General features: G+C 36.2%; 23 protein-coding genes. 15 read left to right on the top strand and 8 right to left on the bottom strand.

Translation table 11 applies throughout. The features are described from left to right. The first annotated feature begins 9 nt into the window (after positions 1 to 9). From BUB45_RS14750 to BUB45_RS14800, 11 genes are all read left to right on the top strand, one after another. Positions 10 to 807: a YfkD famly protein gene (locus BUB45_RS14750; RefSeq protein ID WP_073011310.1), complete on the top strand. Its 798-nt coding sequence runs from the start codon at positions 10 to 12 to the stop codon at positions 805 to 807. Positions 808 to 1097: 290 nt separating this feature from the next. Continuing rightward, on the top strand, positions 1098 to 2399 hold the full coding sequence (locus BUB45_RS14755) for a Na+/H+ antiporter family protein (protein WP_073011313.1): 1302 nt from the start codon (positions 1098 to 1100) through the stop codon (positions 2397 to 2399). Between the two features lie 177 nt (positions 2400 to 2576). Next, positions 2577 to 3368 carry a delta-lactam-biosynthetic de-N-acetylase gene (gene pdaA, locus BUB45_RS14760; protein ID WP_073011316.1) on the top strand — a complete coding sequence of 264 codons (792 nt, stop codon included), beginning with the start codon at positions 2577 to 2579 and terminating at the stop codon, positions 3366 to 3368. Between the two features lie 254 nt (positions 3369 to 3622). After that, positions 3623 to 5200: an acyl-CoA synthetase MbcS gene (gene mbcS, locus BUB45_RS14765; RefSeq protein WP_073011319.1), complete on the top strand. Its 1578-nt coding sequence runs from the start codon at positions 3623 to 3625 to the stop codon at positions 5198 to 5200. A 414-nt stretch (positions 5201 to 5614) separates the two neighbouring features. Then, positions 5615 to 7747, top strand: coding sequence for an ATP-dependent Clp protease ATP-binding subunit (locus BUB45_RS14770; protein WP_073011322.1), 2133 nt, complete (start codon positions 5615 to 5617; stop codon positions 7745 to 7747). 337 nt (positions 7748 to 8084) lie between these two features. Further along, complete coding sequence (locus BUB45_RS14775) at positions 8085 to 8957, top strand: ComEC/Rec2 family competence protein (protein WP_073011325.1); 873 nt, start codon at positions 8085 to 8087, stop codon at positions 8955 to 8957. A gap of 65 nt (positions 8958 to 9022) precedes the next feature. Further along, positions 9023 to 9868, top strand: coding sequence for an SPFH domain-containing protein (locus tag BUB45_RS14780; protein WP_073011327.1), 846 nt, complete (start codon positions 9023 to 9025; stop codon positions 9866 to 9868). A 16-nt stretch (positions 9869 to 9884) separates the two neighbouring features. Then, positions 9885 to 10064 carry a type II toxin-antitoxin system antitoxin gene (locus BUB45_RS14785; protein ID WP_073011329.1) on the top strand — a complete coding sequence of 60 codons (180 nt, stop codon included), beginning with the start codon at positions 9885 to 9887 and terminating at the stop codon, positions 10062 to 10064. Positions 10065 to 10350: 286 nt separating this feature from the next. Then, a complete protein-coding gene (locus BUB45_RS14790) occupies positions 10351 to 10719 on the top strand; it encodes a GntR family transcriptional regulator (protein WP_073011332.1) in 369 nt (122 codons plus the stop codon). Next, a complete protein-coding gene (locus BUB45_RS14795) occupies positions 10716 to 11591 on the top strand; it encodes an ABC transporter ATP-binding protein (protein WP_073011335.1) in 876 nt (291 codons plus the stop codon). Before BUB45_RS14790 ends, BUB45_RS14795 begins: the two co-directional genes overlap by 4 nt. Beyond that, positions 11575 to 12276, top strand: coding sequence for a hypothetical protein (locus BUB45_RS14800; RefSeq protein ID WP_073011338.1), 702 nt, complete (start codon positions 11575 to 11577; stop codon positions 12274 to 12276). Before BUB45_RS14795 ends, BUB45_RS14800 begins: the two co-directional genes overlap by 17 nt. A gap of 65 nt (positions 12277 to 12341) precedes the next feature. On the opposite strand, the gene BUB45_RS14805 is transcribed toward BUB45_RS14800, so the two are convergent. From BUB45_RS14805 to BUB45_RS14830, 6 genes are all read right to left on the bottom strand, one after another. After that, positions 12342 to 13121 carry an ABC transporter permease gene (locus tag BUB45_RS14805; protein WP_084723731.1) on the bottom strand — a complete coding sequence of 260 codons (780 nt, stop codon included), beginning with the start codon at positions 13119 to 13121 and terminating at the stop codon, positions 12342 to 12344. After that, a complete protein-coding gene (locus tag BUB45_RS14810; protein WP_073011341.1) occupies positions 13118 to 14026 on the bottom strand; it encodes an ABC transporter ATP-binding protein in 909 nt (302 codons plus the stop codon). Before BUB45_RS14810 ends, BUB45_RS14805 begins: the two co-directional genes overlap by 4 nt. Beyond that, complete coding sequence (locus BUB45_RS14815; RefSeq protein WP_073011344.1) at positions 14027 to 14230, bottom strand: PLDc N-terminal domain-containing protein; 204 nt, start codon at positions 14228 to 14230, stop codon at positions 14027 to 14029. It lies immediately after the preceding gene. A gap of 14 nt (positions 14231 to 14244) precedes the next feature. Continuing rightward, a complete protein-coding gene (locus BUB45_RS14820) occupies positions 14245 to 15339 on the bottom strand; it encodes a DUF1648 domain-containing protein (protein WP_073011347.1) in 1095 nt (364 codons plus the stop codon). Positions 15340 to 15341: 2 nt separating this feature from the next. After that, positions 15342 to 15731 carry a GntR family transcriptional regulator gene (locus tag BUB45_RS14825; protein ID WP_073011349.1) on the bottom strand — a complete coding sequence of 130 codons (390 nt, stop codon included), beginning with the start codon at positions 15729 to 15731 and terminating at the stop codon, positions 15342 to 15344. Between the two features lie 243 nt (positions 15732 to 15974). After that, on the bottom strand, positions 15975 to 16388 hold the full coding sequence (locus BUB45_RS14830; RefSeq protein WP_073011352.1) for a helix-turn-helix domain-containing protein: 414 nt from the start codon (positions 16386 to 16388) through the stop codon (positions 15975 to 15977). Positions 16389 to 16537: 149 nt separating this feature from the next. On the opposite strand from BUB45_RS14830, the gene BUB45_RS14835 reads away from it, so the two are divergent. Beyond that, positions 16538 to 16846 carry a hypothetical protein gene (locus BUB45_RS14835; protein ID WP_073011355.1) on the top strand — a complete coding sequence of 103 codons (309 nt, stop codon included), beginning with the start codon at positions 16538 to 16540 and terminating at the stop codon, positions 16844 to 16846. 106 nt (positions 16847 to 16952) lie between these two features. On the opposite strand, the gene BUB45_RS14840 is transcribed toward BUB45_RS14835, so the two are convergent. Then, the gene (locus BUB45_RS14840) at positions 16953 to 17843 is read right to left on the bottom strand and encodes a TIGR01777 family oxidoreductase (RefSeq protein ID WP_073011358.1); all 891 of its coding nucleotides are present in this window, start codon (positions 17841 to 17843) and stop codon (positions 16953 to 16955) included. Positions 17844 to 18286: 443 nt separating this feature from the next. On the opposite strand from BUB45_RS14840, the gene recX reads away from it, so the two are divergent. Together recX and BUB45_RS14850 are read left to right on the top strand one after the other, a co-directional pair. Further along, positions 18287 to 19108, top strand: a complete 822-nt coding sequence (gene recX, locus BUB45_RS14845) for a recombination regulator RecX (RefSeq protein ID WP_073011361.1) — start codon at positions 18287 to 18289, stop codon at positions 19106 to 19108. A 144-nt stretch (positions 19109 to 19252) separates the two neighbouring features. Beyond that, positions 19253 to 19591: a YfhH family protein gene (locus BUB45_RS14850; RefSeq protein ID WP_073011363.1), complete on the top strand. Its 339-nt coding sequence runs from the start codon at positions 19253 to 19255 to the stop codon at positions 19589 to 19591. Between the two features lie 335 nt (positions 19592 to 19926). Here BUB45_RS14850 and BUB45_RS14855 read toward each other — a convergent pair whose 3' ends face one another. Next, the gene (locus BUB45_RS14855) at positions 19927 to 20913 is read right to left on the bottom strand and encodes a metal-dependent hydrolase (RefSeq protein WP_073011382.1); all 987 of its coding nucleotides are present in this window, start codon (positions 20911 to 20913) and stop codon (positions 19927 to 19929) included. Between the two features lie 163 nt (positions 20914 to 21076). Between BUB45_RS14855 and mutY the strand changes: the two genes are divergently transcribed. Further along, the gene (gene mutY, locus BUB45_RS14860) at positions 21077 to 22165 is read left to right on the top strand and encodes an A/G-specific adenine glycosylase (protein ID WP_084723733.1); all 1089 of its coding nucleotides are present in this window, start codon (positions 21077 to 21079) and stop codon (positions 22163 to 22165) included. The last annotated feature ends 99 nt before the right edge of the window (positions 22166 to 22264 follow it).

The raw sequence follows: 22264 nt of genomic DNA on the forward strand, positions 1-22264 counted from the left end.
GTTTGACATATGAACAGACGGAAGCATTCCATTTTCTTGATTCTTTTTGTTTCTTTCATAGTTATGGCGCTCGAACCAAGTCAAATACTAGCTAAAGAAAAGAAAGAGTCTTTTAAAATCCCTAGTCATGTACTAAATATTTCAAAAGATAATACTTTTCCTAATTCTACAGAGGATGAGGAAGTAATTGAGCCAAGTGAATTAACGAAAGAATTAACAGATAGTTTAGATATTCAAATTGAAAATCCAGTGTTAATTAAAATGTTAAATGAAACAACTTTAAACCCATCTCCAATTGCTTTTGGTTATCGAGGAATGGTTTATTTAGGACGTTGGCCATTAAATTATGAATCGCTGGAAACAACGATTAATTGGGAATACCAGCAAGTAAATAAAAATGAGTTGAATAATACGAGTGGGTCAGAGCCTCAAGAAATAAACTATATACAACAAGAACAAAAAGAAATCAAAGGAGCATTGACGAATAAAATTAGCAAACCGTCCGATGTGAAAAAAATGATGTTGCTCACAGCAAAAGAAAAAACGGAACTGCCACTTTCGTATCAGACAGTGATTGGAAAAAACACAAAAAAAGATAATACGTATAAAGTGCCCAGTGATAAACTTGCCGTTCTCCAATCGTATGCACCAGCAGTAAATGAAAAAGGACAAGTTACATTTGGGGAAGTATATGTAAAGTTAAAGGGATCTGATAAATCCATAGCTGTCAAAAACGTGACGAAACAAGGAATTGGAGCCTGGATTCCCATTCAAGATCATGTCTCTTTCTCTTATAAATTAAAATAATGTTTAAAACAAAAAAAGCTATCGCCCTAGCGATGGCTTTTTTTACATTTGCTCTATAACGAATGGAAGGATTCGCTTTCCATTTTCTAATTAGAATATCTTGGCTTGTAAGCAAGTATTGTGTGATAGTTTTTCTCTAAGGAAGTAAACGTTTGAAAATCATATTTCCTTTACCATGAGCGTATAATAAATTGTAAAATACTGAAAATGTAAGAAGGGGTTGATTTTTTCTCTTTATTACTTTATCATAATGAAGTACTAAAGAGATGTGAAAGTGGGGAAGAAATAAAATGGAATGGGTCGTCCTTATATCTGTTCTCATATTAACCATATTAAGTTTGTTACGTGTAAATGTCATTATCGCTATTATTGCAGCTGCGATTAGTGCTGGTTTGATGTCTGGGCTAAACATAAAAGAAGCTGTTGAACTGTTAGTTAGTGGAATGGGTGGTGGTGCCAATACTGCGTTAAGTTATATATTATTGGGTGCTTTTGCTGTAACAATTAGCTATACAGGTATTACATCATTACTAGTAACTTATCTTATTCGAGTATTATCAGGTAAAAAGACGATGCTTTTACTCGTAATAGCAGCTGTAGCATCACTATCACAAAATGTCATTCCTGTTCACATTGCATTTATTCCAATACTTATTCCACCTTTATTGCCACTATTTGATAAAATGCGTTTAGATCGGCGTGCAGTGGCGACGGCATTAACGTTTGGGCTAAAAGCTCCCTATATTCTAATTCCCGCAGGATTTGGTCTCATTTTTCATGAAACGATTGTGGAAAGTATGAAGCAAAATGGTGCGAGCATCACAGTGAACGAAACAGTGTTGGCGATGCTTATTCCAGGTTCAGGGATGATTGTAGGTTTGCTGATCGCTATTTTTATTACGTACCGTAAAGATCGTGTAGTCAATGATGAACTAAAAGAAAAGACATCAAAGGAAGAAACAAAGGCAGTAACATTCAACAAACAACATGTATTTACACTTATAGCAGTTGCTGGTGCTTTAACAGCGCAAATTATAACAAGCAACCTCATTATAGGAGCTCTTACGGGGCTTGTGCTCATGTTTTTATTTTTTGTTATTCCGTTTCATAAAGCAGATCAAGTTGTCAGTGAAGGTATCGGCATGATGGGAACAATTGCTTTTGTCATGCTTGTGGCCTCAGGTTTTGGAAAAGTATTGACAGAAACAGGTTCCGTAGAAGCGCTTGTAGAAGTATCTTCTGGATTTTTAAATCAAAATAAGGCGCTTATTGCTTTTATTTTGTTACTAGTAGGTCTAATCGTTACGATTGGGATCGGTTCTTCTTTTGGAACCATTCCTATCTTAGCGGCATTGTATGTTCCAATTTGCTTAGCTGCAGGCTTTTCCCCATTAGCTACAGCTGCATTAATTGGAACGGCAGGTGCATTAGGTGATGCAGGGTCGCCAGCTTCAGATAGTACATTAGGTCCAACTTCAGGATTAAATGCTGACGGCAGACATCACCATATTTGGGACACGGTGGTACCGACTTTTATACACTATAATATACCCCTATTTATCTTTGGTTGGGTAGCTGCAATTATTTTGTAAACAAGCCTAAATAAAAATACTGTTTGAAATTAAAATCACTATGACATGACACCCCGTAGGAAGCTTTTTATCCTATGGGGTGTTCGTTTTAGTGTTGCTTCTATTATTGTTTGTGATAATAGATAAGAATAAATAGGCTGAAAATGTGCATAGTAAGATCAAAAAAGGTGATCATCCATGAGAAAAAGATTTTCTATATGTGCCGTTTTAGTTATATTGGCTTCCTTATGTACGCCACTTTCATCTTTAGCGTCTGGCTATGGATGGGGGTACAGTAAAAACGAAGCGCATAAAATCCCGGATATTGGAAAATATGCAAGCCTGCTTGAAAAATACAATGCGTATTATGCAGATTCATCTGGAGAAAAAAATGTATACGTAACATTTGATAACGGCTATGAACAAGGTTATACAGCTGATATTTTAGATGTATTAAAAAAGCACCAAGTTCCAGCAACTTTTTTTGTTACAGGGCACTACGTAAAAGAAGAACCTAAATTAGTAAAACGTATGGTAAGGGAAGGGCATATTGTCGGTAACCACTCGTATCATCATCCTGACTTTACGGTTATGAATAAAGAAAATATAAAAAAAGAATTAGAATCCCTAGAGGAAGCAGTCGCAGCTATATCCGATCAAAAAGATATGAAATATTTACGCCCGCCAAGAGGAATGTTTAATGAAGATACATTAAATTGGGCGAATGAATTGGGTTATATTCACATCTTTTGGTCGCTTGCTTTTAAAGATTGGGAAACAGATAAGCAAAAAGGGTGGAAATATGCATTTGATCAAGTAAAAGAGCAAATTCATCCAGGCGCGATCATTTTATTACACACCGTTTCCTCCGATAATGCAAAAGCGCTTGAAAAAATGATTCGTGCGTTACAAAAACAGGGCTACTCATTTAAAAGTCTTGATGATCTGGTGTTAAGAAATAAACTCCCTGAAGCTATATACGGCTTATAGTTGTGCAGTAAGAGAGGGCTTTCAACAGAAGGAAAATTGAAGGTCCTCTTCCATTGTTTGAAACCATCATGCTTGCAAAAACGGAAGGGGCATGCTTAATGACGGGAGATATAGCATTTGGCAAGCAAAATGAAAGTTTATGCTCAAGAATGAAGCCAATCATTTTGAAACTAAAGTCACGTGTACATTTTTATTTAAAATTTTCCTAATATTTGATATGATTAGAAAAAGTACTTAAACGAGGAGTTGATAATATGAAAAGAGAAGCACTTATTCCGCCTAAAGCATATAATATTGCCATGGAGATAGAGCGTCATGCAAACTGCAAGAATAAACTAGCACTGATAAAGGAGAATGAATTTGGAGAAACCGACCAGCTTACATATAAGGAGCTAGTAAAGCAAGCTAACCAAATTGGTAACGTTTTCTTAAAAGCTGGCTTAAAAAAGGGTGACAAAATTTTAATTATGGTCAATCGCTCTTTTGAAGCATATGAAGTATATTTAGCTGCATTAAAAACAGGAATCATTATTATTCCTAGCTCTGAAATGTTAAAAACGAAAGATCTTCAATATCGTGTATCACACGGAGAAGTAAGTGGTGTCGTTAGTTTGCATCGTTTCGCAAACCAATTCGAAGGAATACGTGAATATGATCAGTTACATAAATTTGTTATTGGTGCAGCGGTAGATGGATGGGTATTTTTGGATGAAGAAAAGAAACAAGTCAGTGAGCAATTAGAAGTTGTTGACACAAGTAGAGAAGATACCGCTTTTTTACCATACACATCAGGTACAACTGGGAATCCAAAAGGGGTTGTCCATAGCCATGCTTGGGGGTACGCTCATTTAAAGGCAGCTGCATATAATTGGCTTGCTATCCAAGATGGAGATCGTGTATGGGGGACAGCAGGACCTGGTTGGCAAAAATGGGTGTGGAGCCCATTTTTATCCGTTCTCGGAACAGGTGCAACAGGCTTTTTTTACACCGGAAAATTTAACGCTGAAAAACATTTACAATTAATAGATGATTATGAAATAAACATAATATGCAGTACGCCGACAGAATATCGTATGATGGCGAAAGTTGATAGCCTTCCACACTATAAGCTAACGTCCCTTCATAGCGCTGTATCAGCAGGCGAGCCACTAAACGTTGAAGTAATAGACATATTTAAGCATCATTTTAATATTACTGTACGAGATGGATATGGGCAAACGGAGAACACATTATTGCTCGGGTTTACAAAGGATATGCAGGTGCGACCGGGATCAATGGGAAAGCCAACTCCAGGCAATAATGTAGAGGTAATTGATGAAAATGGTGTTCCACTAGGTCCAAATGAAGTCGGAGATATTGCAGTGCGTTTAGATAGCCCAGCTTTGTTTTCTGAATATTATAAGGATACAGAGCGTACCAGTATGGCTAAACGAGGTTCGTATTATATAACAGGGGATCGTGCCTATAAGGACCAGGATGGCTTTTTCTGGTTTGAAGGAAGAAGTGATGATATTATTATTAGCTCTGGCTATACGATTGGTCCTTTTGAAGTGGAAGATGCGCTTATAAGGCATGCAGCCGTACAAGACTGTGCAGTCGTTGCAAGCCCTGATGAAATAAGAGGAAATGTAGTAAAAGCATTTATTGTTCTTCGGGGAGGCTTCCAACCGAGTGATCAGCTAATAGAAGAATTACAAAATCATGTGAAAACGATAACGGGGCCCTATAAGTATCCAAGAAAGATTGAATTTATGGATGATTTACCAAAAACAACATCTGGTAAGACGAGGAGAGTAGAATTACGAAATAAAGAAAAGGTGGTAAATAAATAGACCTATCTTGTGAGGAGACCAAATAAATGGTTCTCCTCTTTTCTTGGACTATAGAAAGAAATTATAGACCAAACGGACGTCATTTTATCTGCATAGAGAATGAATGATAGTCAAGTTTTCTAATAGAGATTCATTCACCTTGTGATGTTATGATGCATTTGAAAGTGAGCAAAGACCTTGAAAGTCAAATAAAGTCAAAGTATAATAATAGTCGAAAGGTCAAACAAAGTCAAAGTCATGCGTAAATCATTAAAAACAAGCTTAAACTATCGTTTTACAGAAAAAATTAAAAAAGTGAAGCAAACCTCTTGAAAGTCAAATAAGGTCAGAGTATAATAATATTTGAAAGGTCAAAGATAGTCAAAGTCAAACATTGATGATTATATAGATAAATTATAAAAGGAGGAGTCCTATATGTTATGTCAAAATTGTAATCAAAACGAAGCAACAGTTAATGTAGCAATGCAATTAAACGATCAACATATGCAAATGCATCTATGCAATGAATGCTTCCGTAAAATGCAAGGTCAAATGATGAATGGTAGTAACTTTTTTTCTCAATCCCCATTTAGCAATGCTTATGGGTCATTTGCAGCATCAGGAAATGGTTCACCGAAAATGGGAACACGCACAAGACAACAAGCAGGAAATCAAGGAAATGGTTTGCTTGAACAGTTAGGTAAAAATCTAACTGATGAGGCAAGGGGTGGAAAGATTGACCCAGTAATCGGGCGAGACAATGAAGTGAAGCGGGTTATTGAAACATTGAATCGTAGAAATAAAAACAACCCTGTTTTAATTGGTGAACCAGGTGTTGGTAAAACAGCTATTGCAGAAGGTTTAGCTTCAAAGATAGTAGAAGGGGATGTCCCAACCAAATTATTGAATAAAGAAATTTATTTGCTTGATGTAGCATCACTCGTTGCCAATACGGGCGTACGAGGACAATTTGAAGAGCGAATGAAACAATTAATTCAGGAGTTGCAACAACGCCAAGATGTAATTCTATTTGTTGATGAAATTCATTTACTAGTCGGTGCAGGAACAGCAGAAAGCTCACAAATGGATGCTGGGAACATCTTGAAACCAGCGCTTGCTAGAGGAGAGATTCAACTAGTTGGAGCAACCACGCTAAAAGAATATCGTCAAATTGAAAAAGATGCAGCATTAGAACGTCGTTTACAACCAATTATCGTTGAAGAACCAACTCCGGAAGAAGCGGTGCAAATATTAAAGGGTATTAAAGATCGTTACGAAAAATTCCATGAAGTACGCTATTCTGATGAAGTTATAGTAGCTTGTGTAAACTTGTCTAAACGCTATATCCAAGATCGCTATTTACCAGATAAAGCAATTGATTTAATGGATGAAGTTGGTTCTAGACTAAATTTAAATAATTCATCTAAAGATTCTGAGTCTATTCATCATCGTTTAGAAGAAATAAAAAAAGAAAAAGAAGCTGCGGCTGAGCGTGAAGATTATGAACGAGCAGCACACTTACGTTATCAAGAAATTCAGTTGCAAAAACAGTTAGAAAAAGCAAAAGGGGAAGAGCAAGATATAGATGTAGATGTGTCTGATATTGAGTTAATCGTCGAAGAAAAAACGGGTATTCCAGTAACGAAACTACAAGCAGATGAACAAGAAAAGATGAAAAATCTTGCTAAACATCTAGGCGAAAAAGTTATTGGACAACAAGAAGCAGTTAATAAAGTAGCAAAAGCAATACGCCGTAGTAGAGCTGGTTTAAAAGCAAAAGAACGCCCAATCGGTTCGTTCCTATTTGTCGGACCAACTGGAGTAGGTAAAACAGAACTAACAAAAGTGCTAGCTGAAGAATTGTTTGGTACAAGAGATGCGCTTATTCGACTTGACATGAGTGAATACATGGAGAAACATGCTGTATCTAAAATTATTGGGTCACCTCCTGGTTATGTAGGACATGAAGAAGCCGGACAATTAACTGAAAAAGTGCGTCGTAATCCGTATTCCATCGTTTTATTAGATGAAATTGAAAAGGCGCACCCAGATGTACAAAATATGTTCTTGCAAATCATGGAGGATGGTCACTTAACAGATTCTCAAGGTAGAACAGTGAGCTTTAAAGATACTGTCATTATTATGACAAGTAATGCGGGAACTGGAGATAAAACAATAAGTGTCGGTTTTAATAAAGATAAGCACGATTCTGTCTCCACGTTGGAAAGACTAAGTGACTATTTCAAACCAGAATTTCTTAACCGTTTTGATGCGATTATCCGCTTCAATGAGTTAGAAAAAGAACACCTATTAGAAATTGTAGATTTAATGCTTCAAGAGCTACAAGATACCATTGAAGAAAACAATATTTCAATTACCATTACGGACGAAGCAAAAGAAAAGCTTGTTGATGTAGGATATGATGCACGATTTGGTGCACGTCCACTACGAAGAGTAATTCAAGACAAAGTAGAAGACCAGTTAACGGATCTAATACTTGAAAATGAAAATGTAAATCATGTTCAAGTCGACGTCATAAACGACAATATCGTAGTGAAACAAGCTTAAAATTACAATGAAAAGCTACTGAGCACGAATAAGTGTTCAGTAGCTTTTTTAGGACTATAGGAAAGCAACTTAGATTTTATCGTATAAGCAAAACCATTAAGAGTTGGTGGAAGTCTTTGCTTTTCTAATGAAAAATCGTCTAAGCTGAGCCACGACGGAAGACCCACTTCATGATTTTGTCTATACCTGAAAACAACCGTTCAAATTCCACTTTACACCTAGTCTAAGGATAACTTTAGAGTACATCCAAAAAATGACTGTTTGTATCGTTCATAAATGCACCTTGTTTGCAAAAGAATAAACAGTAAACTCCAAAATGCAAAGGGTGCAGTTTCTTATGTACAAAAGACAGCATATTTCCATAATAATTCTTGCTATACTTATCACCTTTATACCTTTTCAACCTGTACATAGTGATAATGTTACCAAGGATATGCAAGTTCATTTCATTAATGTTGGTCAAGGTGACAGTATATATATTCGAACCCCGAGTAACAAACATATTTTAATCGATGGCGGACCCCCGAAATATGGAAAAAAGGTAGTCAATTACTTAAAGCAGCAAGGTGTGAAAAAATTAGATTTAGTAGTAGCGACACATCCAGACATAGATCATATTGGCGGGCTCGTCACCGTAATGAAACAATTGGAAATAAAAAAGATGTTAGATTCCGGTAAGTTGCATACAACGAAAAGGTATTCCAAATATATTCAGGAGCTTGTAAAACAGGAAATTCCTATATCAATTGCAAAAATGGATGAAGAAATAGAGCTTGATCCATTATTAAATATCCAAGTACTTAATACGTATCAACCGTCAAGGTCGAATAACCAATCTTCTATCGTTTTGCAAGTATCGTATAAGCAAGTTGATTTTTTATTTATGGGGGATGTAGAAATGGAACAAGAAAAAGATATTCGAAAAAAAGTCGATGCGCCAGTCGAGATATTAAAAGTCGCACATCATGGATCGAAAACAAGTTCTTCGCTCTCGTTTTTGCAATCCATCCAGCCGAATATAGCTATTTTAACGTACCATACGAATAACCGTTATGGGCATCCAGTTGAAAGGGTGATTCATCATTTATATAAAGTAGGAGCTTCCATATATTCAACCGGAGCGTTAGGGCACCTAGTAATTCGTACAGATGGGACAACCTATATGGTCGAGCCCGAAAAAGAACCTTATGATGCTTTATATGCTAGTTAATTATTTACAAAAATATACAAAAGTGATATCATTATAATATAAAATTGATAGGTAGGTGTAGGCATATGAAGGAGAAACCAGCTTGGTCGTTTAATGGGTATGCGGGAGTTTTAATTATTGCATGTTTGTTGGCGGGTACGGTATTTAGCTTTTTAGAACAACAATTTATTATTGGAATTCTTTGTGTCATCGTAGCTGTTACTTTAGGAAGTGGAATTACGTTAATTCAGCCAAACCAGTCGGCAGTTGTCATGTTTTTAGGGAAGTACATGGGAAGTATTCGGAAGGAAGGAATTGTGATAACCGTCCCTTTCTCTGTTCGAAAAATGATTTCACTACGTGTACGAAACTTTAATAGTAATCGCCTAAAGGTTAATGATGTTAACGGAAATCCAATTGAGATTGCTGCGGTTATTGTTTTCAAAGTCATTGATAGTGCAAAAGCCGTATTTGATGTGGATCAGTATGAACAATTTGTAGAAATTCAAAGCGAGACGGCAATTCGTGCGGTAGCTACCAAATATCCTTATGACTCTTTTTCAGACGCGGAACTATCCCTTCGTGGAAATGCGGAAGAGGTATCGAATGAGTTGAGAGTTGAATTACAAGAGCGTTTGAAGGTAGCAGGTGTAGAAGTAATTGAAACACGGTTAACCCATCTGGCTTATTCTACGGAAATTGCTCAAGCAATGCTCCAACGTCAACAAGCAAGTGCGATTATTGCAGCAAGAAAACAAATTGTGGAAGGAGCAGTAGGGATGGTGCAGGATGCCATTATGCAATTAGAGAAAGATGGCTCTGTAGAACTTGATGATGAGCGCCGTGTGGCCATGGCCAATAATTTACTCGTATCCATTGTTGCTGATCAAGGCACGCAACCTGTTATAAACACAGGATCCCTATACCAGTAATTAAAAGAGGGGTTTTATGGCAAAAAAGAAAAGCTTTCCGTTACGGATGGATCCAAAGTTGTATGAAATATTGCAAGTTTGGGCTAAAGATGAATTTCGCAGTGTAAATAGTCATATAGAATTTCTGTTACGAGAAGCAACTAAAAAAGCGGGTAGACTACCAAAGAGTGAAGATAAAAAAATAGGAGAAGATTAAATGGTAAAGCTTGCAAAAAGCCAAGGTGGCATTCTGCAAGCTTTTTTTGTACTTATTTTATGTAATGAGTCACATTCCATATAAACTTTTCCATAGTTATCCCGAACATATAGCTTGTGTGTTTATAAAACAATCATTGTATAAAAAATAGCAAAAGTGTTGATAAATAGCGCGCTGAAAATATGTCGAGAAAAACTTGTTACATATTTGCTAAAAAAAGGTTGACGAGTGAGTTATTATGTTATATGGTTAGTTACATAAGTAATTAACCAATGAAGGTGATGAGATGAAGCCTAAATTAGATGAAAGCAAACCGATCTTCTTGCAAATTAAAGAGCAGTTGGAAGATTCGATTATAACTGGTGCTGTAAATCCTGGCGAACGAGTACCATCGACAAATGAATTTGCCAGTTACTATAAGATAAATCCGGCAACGGCTGCAAAAGGAATTAATGAACTCGTTGATGAGTCCATTTTGTATAAGCGAAGGGGTGTAGGTATGTTTGTAACGGACGATGCAAAGCAATTATTAATTGATAAGCGAAAGCAATCCTTTTACAAAAATTATGTATTACCGTTAAAAAGTGAAGCAAAGAAACTGCATATTAGTCAATCAGAGTTGGAAAAAATGGTAGAAAGGTTGGATGAAGAATGAAAATTGAAGTTAGCCAGTTGACAAAGCAGTATAAGAACAAGTTTGCTTTAAACCATGTTTCCTTCACCTTAGAAGAACCGAAAATTTACGGATTGTTAGGAAGGAATGGCGCTGGAAAAACAACGTTCATGGATATGCTAGCAGGAAATATTTTACCAACAAAGGGCGATATTTTCGTAAACGGAGAGAAACCATTTGATAATCGACATGTACAGGAAAATGTTTGTTTGATTAAAGAAGGAAATAACTTTAAAAAAGAGTGGAAAGTGAAAGAGGTAATTCGACTTTATTCATTTTTCTATCCAAAGTTTGATCAACAGTTAGCGAAACAGTTATTAGAAACGTATAACTTGAATCCAAATGCAAAAGTAAAGACACTTTCCAAAGGAATGGAATCCGCACTCGGTATAACTGTTGGATTAGCTAGCAAGACGCCAGTTACCATTTTTGATGAGCCTTATATTGGGTTGGACGCTGCAGCGCGAAAACAATTTTATGATGTCATGTTGCAAGAGTATGAAAGTGAAAAACGAATGATTATTTTTTCCACGCACTTAATTGATGAAGTGAGTCTTATGTTTGAAGAAGTGCTTATATTACAACAAGGGGAATTGGTATTGCAAAAATCTGCAGAAGCATTACGCCAACAAACGATTTCTGTAACCGGACGACAAGAACAAGTGCAGCAGTTTATAAAAAATAAACAATTAATTAGTAAGAAAGAATTCATGGGTACAATGACTGCTTATGTATTTGCAGATAGGCAAGAAGCAATAGAAGAAGGGATGGAAGTTGAAAGTATTCCAACGCAAGACTTAATGATACAGTTAACAGAAAAAGAAAGAGAGGATCGCCATGAAGCAATCAGTTAAAGGGTTAATTTATTTTTTATTAGTGGAAATTCGCAGGCCATTAATCATTTTTTGGACCATTTTATTTACTATTTTACTTGTTTCACTCGCTTTTTCTTATTGGCTATCACAAATAGAAGAAGGCCCTTTTACTTTTAGTTTAACAGGACCTATCTATGTGTTCTTTAGTGTTTGGGGATTTATTTGTATTAAAGAAATTATTCCTTTTTCGATTAAGCTTGGCGCTACTCGGAAGCAAATATGGAGTACCATCGGTCTATTTTTCCTTAGTTTAGCAATGATCAAAGCCGTATTTGTTCAATTTTTACGAGAAGCGATATGGATAATCAACGATTGGGTTGGCATTGATGTTTTTAGGTTTTTACACCCTGCTCATTTTCTTACCGATAACTGGTATAGCCGTATGGTCATAGATGTTGCTATTTTTTCCTTTCTCTTTGTAATATCTTATGTTATTGGCTTTGTATTCTATAAGTACGGGCTCATTGGCGGTGGAGGTTTGTTAGGGGTTATTTTACTTGCTTTACTGATGACAATTGCCACAGGGGACTTTGCCCAATTTGTACGAGAAATGATAGCGAACATGAGTCTTACTTTTTATATACAATTGTTTGCAGTGAGCGTCGTGCTTTACCTGTGCTCTTTCTTACTCATCCGTCGAATGACAACGATAAAAGTTCAATAATCTTTAGCTTTCCCTATCCACATGCTTTGTTAGTTTGAAGCAAATGGATAGGGTAATGATTTATTTTATTGGCTTCGACGAATAAAAGTCCGGTTAAAACGATAGATGGATGCTAGTAGTATAAGCGCAATGAGCACGATACTTATAATCGTTGTATACATCAATTCAGAAGATACGTCGCCGGTAACAAGGAGTTCTTGAATATACACGGATAAATTAGTTGGACTCCATGCTAAACGGATTCCTAGTAAGCTTGTTACAAGACTGATACCAGCTGTTGTCCCGATGGTTGCAAAAGCGACTATGCCAGGTGATTGTGTTACCGTATTAAAGAAAATGGAAACGGTGCAAACAAACAGCAACCATAGCCCGTAGTAAAAAATGACAGCGAGCAACATAGAGAAAGTGATTTCCCCATAAAGTATGTTCGTATAATACCAGCTCGCCATCATACCAATAATAAAAGCAGCGAAGACGAGTAAAAGGAGGGAAAGCCACTTCGCAAGCACAAATTTGGTATATGACACAGGTTTGACAAGGACAAGCTCTATAACTCCGCTTTTTCGCTCCCCACTAATGATACCCATGGATAAGAGGACAATAACTAGAACACCTAACGTAGAATATTGGCTTACACTCATCATGATGGCATCAGCAGGTGAAAACGTAGGTAACTCAATTACTGCACCACCTTCTAAACCACCAACCGATTCTAAGATATCTGGAAGGTAGTAATTTGTGATCGGATCCATAATAGCTAAAAGAATAAAAACGAGAGGAACCCATATCCACTTTTTATTACGCCAATTTTCTAACACTTCTTTTTTAAAAAGTACTTTCATCATGCATCGTTCACCGCCTTCATAAACATTTCTTCTAGTGTAGCTTGCTCAAGTTTAAATGCTAATAAAGGCCACTTTTCATCCACGGCTTGTTGCAATATTTCTTGTCTTGCTGTTTCTATATTAGTAGCAATCACTTGTACGGTGTCTCTTTCTAGTAATGTTCTTGTAACATGAGGAAGAGCTGCCACTTTCTTTTGATAAAATGCTTGGTTTTCCAAGAATTGTAACGTTATTTTTGTCGTTTGATATTTTTGACGTAAGTCCTTCATTTTTCCTGATTCAATCATTTCTCCTTTACGTAATAAAATTAATTCATCACTAATTTCATCCGCATCACTTAAAATATGGGTGGAGAATAATACAGTCATTTCTGTTTTTAGCTGTTCCAGTAACGTAAGCACTTCTCTACGTCCGATCGGATCAAGGGATGATACAGGTTCGTCGAGCATGAGTAGCTTCGGTTGATGGATAATTGCTTGGGCAATGCCGAGGCGTTGCTTCATACCACCTGAATAATTGCCAATTCGTTTGTTTTTTGCTTCAGAAATCCCTGTTATATCAAGTAGTTCCGCACTTCTTTTACGTGATGCGGTCTTGGTTAGACCACCCAGCTGTCCGCTATAGACGAGAAATTCACTTCCTGTCATCCATGAATAGAATACAGGCTGTTGTGGCAAGTAACCAATAAGCGTTCGCCTATCGATACTTTTATGTTTGTCAAAAATAATTTCTCCCGATGTAGGTTGTAAGAGACCGGCAATCATTTGTAGTGTCGTCGTTTTTCCAGCACCATTTGGACCAATTAATGCAATACATTGATGTGGAGTGAATTGATAGGCCAGATCTTTTACCGCATATGTATTGTTAAACTGCTTTGCCAAATTAGAAACAGATAAAATCGTCATTTATTGCTGTCTCCTTCCGAATAAAAAGTATAAAATGGGGCCAATAATATTAAGAAAAATGATGATAATGAACCATAACCACTTAGGACCATTTGTATTTTTGGCTTTTGTCCAATCAATGAGTGCAACAATCACTAATATAACTTGAATAATGATAAGCGGTGCAACGACAGCCCAGTTAATAGAATGTAAAATATCTTCCATTATCCATCTCTCCTTTAACGAGTTAGCAAAATAATACTGAGCGTAAACAGTGAAAATACGAATAGTATTCCCCAAGATTTAGGGTTTCCCCAATTAAACGTCCAACCAATTCCAAAACGTTTTTCTAAAAAAATTGACGGATCCTGTTTATTAACATAAAATACGCCTAGTTTCCAATAGCGGTCATTGTCACGATCAATAATTTTATCGTTTCGCTCATCCGCTATTTTTACTCTACTACCACCTTGACCAGTAGAGAATGCTAAATAGATAACGCCAACTAACATAAGCCCATGAATAATGACAGATGCAACAGTAAATACATGGTTACCTTTAGGAAGAAGAGAAATAAATTGTGCTACAAAGAGCCATATCGTGAGCAATATACTGCTAGCGATCATATACAGTGACCAGCGTCTTCGAAAAATGACATTTTGTTGTAAAGATCTATCTGGATTTTCCGAACTAATCTGTTGCTTTACCTTTCCAATGAGAATATTGACTGCGAAGAATAACGCGATTAGAAATAGCTGGGTTAACGGTAAAGCAAATACGGATAAATAAGATTTGGAAACAAAATTTGTCGCTTCACCGAGAAAATCAAAGTTAGTCGGCAATTGATCTGGAAATTGGGCATACCATACATATGTCAGTGTGGTAGTGGTTAGGAAAATTAGAAATGGTATGATAAACCATTTATTAGAAAACCTTAGTTGCTGCGTACGAAACGTTGTGTGAACCATGACTTTTTCTGTTTTATCGTCCCACCATGTAGCGGCTTTTTTCCGTTGCTTCATTATCCTGTGAAAATAAAGATAAATAAAGAATTCAATGATCATATAGCCAAAAATGAGAAAGGTGAGAAATATGCCTCCTGTTTTATCTTCCATGATCGATTCGGGCGAAACTAATACAATTCCAAACATAACGATGCTTACAACTACTGTCAGTAAAGCGTATTTTTTTCGTAATTGTTTCATTTCTGAGGTTGCATATATTTCTTCAGGGATGGACACACCAAAGCTTTCTGTTTTCCTAGTCAAATAGGGTATGAAAATGAAAAAAAGTGCTAGTGGAATAAATGTGATAGCTAAACTAAAAGTGTTCATAGTTAGTTGCCTCCATGCATAAGGTTATCGAAAATACGTTCGCAAATTTCTGAAAAATCTTCCTGCTTTAAATCACGGCAAATGCTCTCAGCTATGAGTGGGCGTAAGTTTTTTTCTAACGCCATTTTGTAAGCTTCTGTCGCCTTTGGAATGCCATCTGGATGAATCATTACCCCTTTCTGGCGATGAATTTGTAAAAACCCTTCCTGTTTTAATTGTTGGTAGGCTTTATTAACAGTATGTAAGTTAATACCGATGTCAGCAGCTAGTGATCGAACAGATGGTAAAGCATCACCTGGAAGTAGCTCTTTCTTTGCAATTCCTTCAATAATTTGTCTCATCAATTGTAAGTAAATGGGGTCTTCCGATTCAAAATCTAGTTCAATAAACACACTATATAAACTCCTTTTTTGTTCTATCTGTTATACTTATAATATAACAGATAAATAAAAATAACAATGTTTGTTTTATTTTTCTTGACAATTTGTTTAATAGTAGCTGTCTAGAATGGCTAGCACTTTATGCCTCTTACAGTGTTAAAAAATTGTATTGCCAAATTGTTATGGTGAACGCCCTTTTTTATCGTAAAAAAAGAGTCGGAATAAAGTATTCTTTATTCCGACTCCATGTGCGAGTTATAGTTGCTTATATTGTTGAATGATAGCTCCTAGCAATTCGTGTATAGAATGTTGCTTTTTAGGAGTGAGTTGTTTTAATTGAAATAATCTTTCTTTGAATTCTGGAAATGTCATTACATATTCCATTATTTCTACAGCCTCATCGTCAAATGATTGATCAGAAGTTTGAAAGACGTGCTTTAGTTCAGCAATCACATTTTCATGAAATGTGTTATTGCCTGCTAAATAGTCAATGGACACATGAAAAAGATCTGAAAGTTTCATTAGCGAAGAAATATCAGGGGTAACATGGCTGTTTTCCCATTTAGCTATGACAGAGCGTGAAAGCTGAAGCTTATCTGCTAATTGCTGCTGAGTCCAACCTTGTTGCTCTCGTAAACGTTTAATGTTGTATGCAATTTGTATGTTCATGGACTATCACACTCAATTGGTTAAAATTAGAAAATATTCTATAGTAATTTCCATCCTACCATGATTCTTAAAAGAAAATGGGAAATCATTGTTCTTATTTTGAACATATTGTAAAATGTTCCTATAAAGAATAAAAGAGGAGGAAATCCATGATCTGCTGTCTAAAGATTTATCACCCAACAGTTACGACTTTAACCAAATGTAAGATGTTGCGATTTATGTTTAAAGATTATCCACTTCAAATTGAAGTGATATCAAAAAATGCTGTACTTATATATGTATGGAATGTACCAAAAAAAGAAGTTTGGCAAGCTTTTATTAACTTTGAAAGTACGAATGTAATTACTGGATACGGATTTAGTGAGGAAAAAGCGGAAGCAAGACTGATAGCAGAAGCAATGGTAATTAAGTTGTTATCCATGCGAAACAGGAGACAAAAGCATCCACTTGTTTTGTAAAATGGATGAAGGTTTCCATACATCCAATAAATAAACTGGCAGCTTAAGGTATTATATTGCAAAGCTGCCAGTTCATTTTTTCTTCACTTTGCTATCCCGCACAGGTTTATTTGTGGTGAAGATGGTGGAGTGCTTCCTGTAGATAAGGGAAAGAGAACGTAAATGAATGATCTAGTGCTTTTTGGGGAATGACGTACTGACCTTTAGTTATTAAGCCCGCCATTTCGCCAAGTGCCGTGTACATAAATATGGAAGGAACAGGAAACCAATAGGGTCGTTTTAACACTTTTGCTAATGTCTGCATAAATGCTTTGTTTTGCTTTGGGTGTGGTGCAGTTATATTTACAGGTCCAGATATAGCTTTATTTTCCATACAAAAAACGATTAATTTCACAGCATCTTCAATATGAATCCATGATATCCATTGTTCCCCGGACCCAATTTTTCCTCCTACACCTAGTTGGACAGGGAATCGCATCATTGGTAAAGCGCCACCGTTTCCTAGAACAACACCAAAACGAGTAAGTACTGTGCGAATATTGTATTTCTCAGCTTGTTTAGCGACGTTTTCCCATTTCGTTGTAACCTTTGCTAGAAAGTCATCACCAGGAGTAGTCGTGCTTTCGGAAAACATCAGGTCATTGGAGGTTCCGTAATATCCTACAGCAGAACCACTAATGAATACATCTGGCTTATTTGGCAATTTTTCCATAAATGCTAGTATTTTTTCGGTTGTTTGAATTCTGCTGGATAAAATGAATTCTTTCTTTGTTTTTGTCCAATAACCAAATAAAGATTCACCAGCAAGGTTAATTACACTTTTAATAGGCGGCAATTGTTCATTAGGATAGTTATAACCAATAAAAGTTTGTTTATTTGTATCTGTATGTTCTTGGGGGGAGCGTGTCAACACATATACATGATAATCACGCTCACATAAATAGTCCGTTAACGCTTGGCCAATAAATCCAGTTCCTCCTGTTATTAGTACATTCATGTTTTCTCCTCCTTCATATTCAATATGTTAATCTTAAGTTAATGTCAGTTTCCCCAATATGTGCTATTCCATGTTTCTCATCAGCAGAGCGCATTCAAAGATGCTAACATTTCGTAAATTTTATTTGCTCACATAAGATGTAGCGGCAAGGGGTTTTGGGTCTAAGTTAGTATAAGTTTTCGTTATAAAGACTTGCAATCATGAAACGGCTACATTACATTTCAACTTCTATCTCATTATAAACGATACAAAAAAGCTAAAGTAGTAAAAGGTGCTATCCACAAAGTGTGGCGAAAAGATGATCTGTACTCGAAAATGTAACAATGCTACGCAGTGGAGAACGAAACCTTGTTAGCATGTTAAAAAAGCCTTCATTAATAATATAGAATAACTTTTTCATTCCGCTCCATTTTGGTATGATGAAAAAAAGGAGAGAGAGTGGAATGTCAAAAATCACTCGTATTACAACACAGAAAAAAACGCATCAACGATATAATATTTTTTTGACTGATGATAATAAAGGGGAACGCTACGGTTTTAGTGTAGACGAATCTGTATTAATTCATTTTCAGTTACGAAAAGGCATGGAAATTTCAGATTCCTTGATGGACGCCATCAAAAGAAGTGATAGCATGTACCAATCTTATACCCTTGCTATTCGATATTTAAGCTTCCGCATGCGAACAAAAAAAGAAATAGAGGCCTACTTAACAAAAAAAGAAGTAGATCAAGCTCATATAGTAAGCGTGATGGACAAGTTGGTAGAAGAGCAACTTCTTAATGACCATCAGTTTGCTGACATGTTTGTACGATCACGAATAAATACATCCACAAAAGGCCCGGCAATCATTAAGCAGGAATTGTTGAAAAAAGGAGTAGAGGAAAACATTGCAGATGATGCGTTAAAGCAATTCTCATATGCCATTCAATATGATAAAGTGAAAAAATTAGTGGAGAAAAAACAACAACAGAAAAAAACAGAGTCATATAAAAAGCGACTACAAAAAATGCAAACTTTTTTACAACAAAAAGGTTATGATAAAAGTGTAGTCCAAACAGTGGTGCAGGAACTTCCATCATCCATTGATAGGAATGCCGAATGGGATGCTATTACCCATCATGGAGAAAAATTAAAGAAAAAGCATGCAATGAAAAGAACAGGGTTTGAGTTAAGGCAGAAAATAACAGAAGGATTGTATAGAAAAGGTTTTTCTTTTGAACTTATTCAGCAGTATTTAGAAAGACATGTGGATGATAAAGAGTAATCGTGATAGGGCTGTTAGGTTTCTTTTCTGTTTGTTGATTGGTAAAATAAAGAGGATTTAGTTTCTATCGCTGTAGGAAATAAGAATTTCGCTAAGCTAAACATGTAATAAAAATGCAAATGGGGAGAAGGATGGGAAACAAAAATGAACAATAATTATCGCTATAGTGACTATTCTATTGAGCAATTGCGCCAGGAAATAGGCAGGTTAAAAGAAAAAGCACAAAAAGCAGAACAGCTAGGAAATATTTCTGAGGTGGCAGTTAATGAGCGTAAAATGCAGGTTGCTTTAGCTTATACAATAAATCCAGATGACTTTACAGCAAATGAGACGTATGAATTTACAACAGATCCAGGATGGAATTTCAAGGTGGACTATATAAACGGTGTGTTTGCTTGGGGGCACAGAGTTAATTTATTAGGAGAGGTACTAGAAAAACAGGAAGCAATTCCGATATCTTTGTTAGGGAAACGCGTAGAATAAATGGATGTTTTCAAGTTGTTATATAGTTTTTTTAAATCTACAGGTGGTGCAGAGTTTGACTTATGTGCATGCTAATGGTATATGATATAAAGTCTAAAATTGCCTAACCAAAGAAAACAGCAGGGGTTAGCCTGCTGTTTTACATGAAAAGAAAGTGTAGAATTTGATTTAACCGAATAGCCACATCCGGCTCCAGCGCCCAGCAACTAGGCGACTTCACTCCATTGCCCTAAGCTAAGTCATCATTGGAGTTCGTGCTTCAACATGATTCTTAAAACTTAGTTGATTCGTTCCACTCGCTACGTTGCTAACCGGGTGCTCTGATCCTTTGTTCTTTAAATGGGACTTTCTTCTACATAAAGTTTATGCTGAAGTTTCTTTTCTGAAAAGATCCATCCTGTGTAAGAACTTGTAATGTGCATCGAATCATCTATTTGCACAACGGCAACAAATGGATAATGCCCTTTGGAGCGATAGCGTAAGTCGATGAATCGCACTTCCGTATAATCTTTATATTCGTTAATTTCCCATCGGTATACGGGAGAAAATGAAAGGAAAGCAGCAATATTTTTATCCGTCTTGGCCATTTTCATCAGCTCTGTATCTGGGAGCGGTACTCTTGTGAACTCATCAATAATTTCAATGTGATTGTTATCGACGACACCAACATAGAACCTATCTTTAGTCGTTATAGCGACACGCCAATAATTTTGTTTAATCGTTGGTGATGTAGCAATCTGCTCTAAGTCGGAAAAATAGCTGTTAATTTTCTTTACGATGAATCGTTTATCCATATAACGTTTAATGTAATAAAGTACAATAACGCTATAGATAACAGCCCATATAAATGCAGGATTTGCCCCTAACGCCCAAGCGGCAATGCCGGCAATATGCAAGAAAAATATATATGGATCGAACGTATTAATAAATCCATAAGCTACCCATCGATTAGAGAAGGGTCGATATGCTTGTGTTCCATAGGCATTAAAAATATCCACTAACACATGGATGATTACTGCTATAGCAGTCCATAGCCAAATATGAAAGAAACTCTTTTCTGGTATAAACAAGTGGATTATACTTGCAATTAAAATTCCCCACATAAGAACTGCTGGAATAGAATGTGTAATTCCACGGTGATGGCGTATATAGGTAGCATTATTTTTTAATTTTAAAACGGTATCAAAATCTGGTGCGTGGGAACCTACAATTGTTCCTACTAGGACAGCATTGAATAAAGCGGGGTCATTGCTTATAACAGGATCAATGGTAGCTAATCCCCCAAGCGCAACTCCCATTACAATATGGGTACCAGTATCCATAATGTTTTTTCCTCCTTAAGCTGCGTTTATAGTTTGTATATTCCTACTGCAGTAATAGGTATGTTCAAAAGCCTACGTATGTTTTTGCGAACTCTGAACACGCACTATAAAGGACAGGAAATATTTTATGATGTTTTTATTGTACCATATAGGAAGTGAATTTATGAATGATGAAAAACTACAATCTATTGACATTTTAACATTTCGACGTGATTTACTAAGCTGGTATAAGGAAAATAAACGCGATTTACCTTGGCGCCAAGATCAGGATCCTTACCGAGTATGGGTCTCTGAAGTAATGCTACAACAAACAAAAGTAGATACGGTTATTCCATATTTTAATCGTTTTATGTCTAAGTTCCCAACTGTAGAAGCATTAGCACAAGCGGATGAGCAAGTAGTGTTAAAGGAATGGGAAGGGCTTGGCTATTATTCTAGAGCGCGAAATTTGCAAAATGCAGTGAAAGAGGTAGCAACGAAGTACAATGGAAGGGTGCCAGATGATGCAGAGCAACTAGGCGCATTAAAAGGGGTAGGCCCGTATACAAAGGGAGCGATTTTATCCATTGCTTACAATCAGCCAGAGCCAGCTGTTGATGGAAATGTTATGCGTGTTTTATCCCGAGTATTAAAAATTGAAAGTGATATTACGCAACAGCGGACGAAAAAACTATTTGAAGTCTATGCACGCAAGCTCATTGATCCACAAGACCCCTCATCGTTTAATCAAGCTGTCATGGAATTAGGGGCTTTAATATGTACACCTAAATCTCCAGCTTGTTTATTATGTCCGGTTCAAGCGCATTGCCAAGCTTTTGTAGCAGGTACGGAAGAACAGTTGCCCGTAAAAAAGAAAGCAAAAAAACAAAAGAATATTGCTTATGTTGTGTTGTTAGCAGTTGATGACCAAGATAATTATATAATTGAAAAGCGAAAAGAAGATGGTTTGTTAGCTAATTTGTGGCAATTTCCTATGGTTCCTATAAAAGAAGTAGAATGGGTTCATTTAGAAAATTGGGTTTATAATGAGTATGGATTAGAAATAACGTTAGGAGAAAAACAAGGTAAGCTAAAGCATGTTTTTTCACATTTAATATGGCATTTAGAAGTATATGAAGCAAAATTAATTAAAAAATTAAGCAAAAGTAACAGGTTACAGCTAGTTAGTAAACAGGAATTAACAAATTACCCTTTTCCTGTACCACATCAAAAAATTAGAAATAGTTTATATGAAAAGGAACAAAATATGTAACAGGAACACAAGGCAAATTGATGCCTTGTGTTTTTTATACTATAGGAAAGTGAATTTTTAGGGCTTATAGTATAAGCAAAACGACGTTCTATCGTTATA

The organism is Virgibacillus chiguensis (genome assembly GCF_900129865.1).
Taxonomy (GTDB): Bacteria; Bacillota; Bacilli; order Bacillales; family Amphibacillaceae; genus Virgibacillus; species Virgibacillus chiguensis.

What these genes read in the sequence shown, in the direction of transcription:
- BUB45_RS14750 (WP_073011310.1), top strand. Translation starts at nt 10, where the DNA reads ATGAACAGACGGAAGCATTCCATTTTCTTGATTCTTTTTGTTTCTTTC.
- BUB45_RS14755 (WP_073011313.1), top strand. Translation starts at nt 1,098, where the DNA reads ATGGAATGGGTCGTCCTTATATCTGTTCTCATATTAACCATATTAAGT.
- pdaA (WP_073011316.1), top strand. Translation starts at nt 2,577, where the DNA reads ATGAGAAAAAGATTTTCTATATGTGCCGTTTTAGTTATATTGGCTTCC.
- mbcS (WP_073011319.1), top strand. Translation starts at nt 3,623, where the DNA reads ATGAAAAGAGAAGCACTTATTCCGCCTAAAGCATATAATATTGCCATG.
- BUB45_RS14770 (WP_073011322.1), top strand. Translation starts at nt 5,615, where the DNA reads ATGTTATGTCAAAATTGTAATCAAAACGAAGCAACAGTTAATGTAGCA.
- BUB45_RS14775 (WP_073011325.1), top strand. Translation starts at nt 8,085, where the DNA reads ATGTACAAAAGACAGCATATTTCCATAATAATTCTTGCTATACTTATC.
- BUB45_RS14780 (WP_073011327.1), top strand. Translation starts at nt 9,023, where the DNA reads ATGAAGGAGAAACCAGCTTGGTCGTTTAATGGGTATGCGGGAGTTTTA.
- BUB45_RS14785 (WP_073011329.1), top strand. Translation starts at nt 9,885, where the DNA reads ATGGCAAAAAAGAAAAGCTTTCCGTTACGGATGGATCCAAAGTTGTAT.
- BUB45_RS14790 (WP_073011332.1), top strand. Translation starts at nt 10,351, where the DNA reads ATGAAGCCTAAATTAGATGAAAGCAAACCGATCTTCTTGCAAATTAAA.
- BUB45_RS14795 (WP_073011335.1), top strand. Translation starts at nt 10,716, where the DNA reads ATGAAAATTGAAGTTAGCCAGTTGACAAAGCAGTATAAGAACAAGTTT.
- BUB45_RS14800 (WP_073011338.1), top strand. Translation starts at nt 11,575, where the DNA reads ATGAAGCAATCAGTTAAAGGGTTAATTTATTTTTTATTAGTGGAAATT.
- BUB45_RS14805 (WP_084723731.1), bottom strand. Translation starts at nt 13,121, where the DNA reads ATGATGAAAGTACTTTTTAAAAAAGAAGTGTTAGAAAATTGGCGTAAT.
- BUB45_RS14810 (WP_073011341.1), bottom strand. Translation starts at nt 14,026, where the DNA reads ATGACGATTTTATCTGTTTCTAATTTGGCAAAGCAGTTTAACAATACA.
- BUB45_RS14815 (WP_073011344.1), bottom strand. Translation starts at nt 14,230, where the DNA reads ATGGAAGATATTTTACATTCTATTAACTGGGCTGTCGTTGCACCGCTT.
- BUB45_RS14820 (WP_073011347.1), bottom strand. Translation starts at nt 15,339, where the DNA reads ATGAACACTTTTAGTTTAGCTATCACATTTATTCCACTAGCACTTTTT.
- BUB45_RS14830 (WP_073011352.1), bottom strand. Translation starts at nt 16,388, where the DNA reads ATGAACATACAAATTGCATACAACATTAAACGTTTACGAGAGCAACAA.
- BUB45_RS14835 (WP_073011355.1), top strand. Translation starts at nt 16,538, where the DNA reads ATGATCTGCTGTCTAAAGATTTATCACCCAACAGTTACGACTTTAACC.
- BUB45_RS14840 (WP_073011358.1), bottom strand. Translation starts at nt 17,843, where the DNA reads ATGAATGTACTAATAACAGGAGGAACTGGATTTATTGGCCAAGCGTTA.
- recX (WP_073011361.1), top strand. Translation starts at nt 18,287, where the DNA reads ATGTCAAAAATCACTCGTATTACAACACAGAAAAAAACGCATCAACGA.
- BUB45_RS14850 (WP_073011363.1), top strand. Translation starts at nt 19,253, where the DNA reads ATGAACAATAATTATCGCTATAGTGACTATTCTATTGAGCAATTGCGC.
- BUB45_RS14855 (WP_073011382.1), bottom strand. Translation starts at nt 20,913, where the DNA reads ATGGATACTGGTACCCATATTGTAATGGGAGTTGCGCTTGGGGGATTA.
- mutY (WP_084723733.1), top strand. Translation starts at nt 21,077, where the DNA reads ATGAATGATGAAAAACTACAATCTATTGACATTTTAACATTTCGACGT.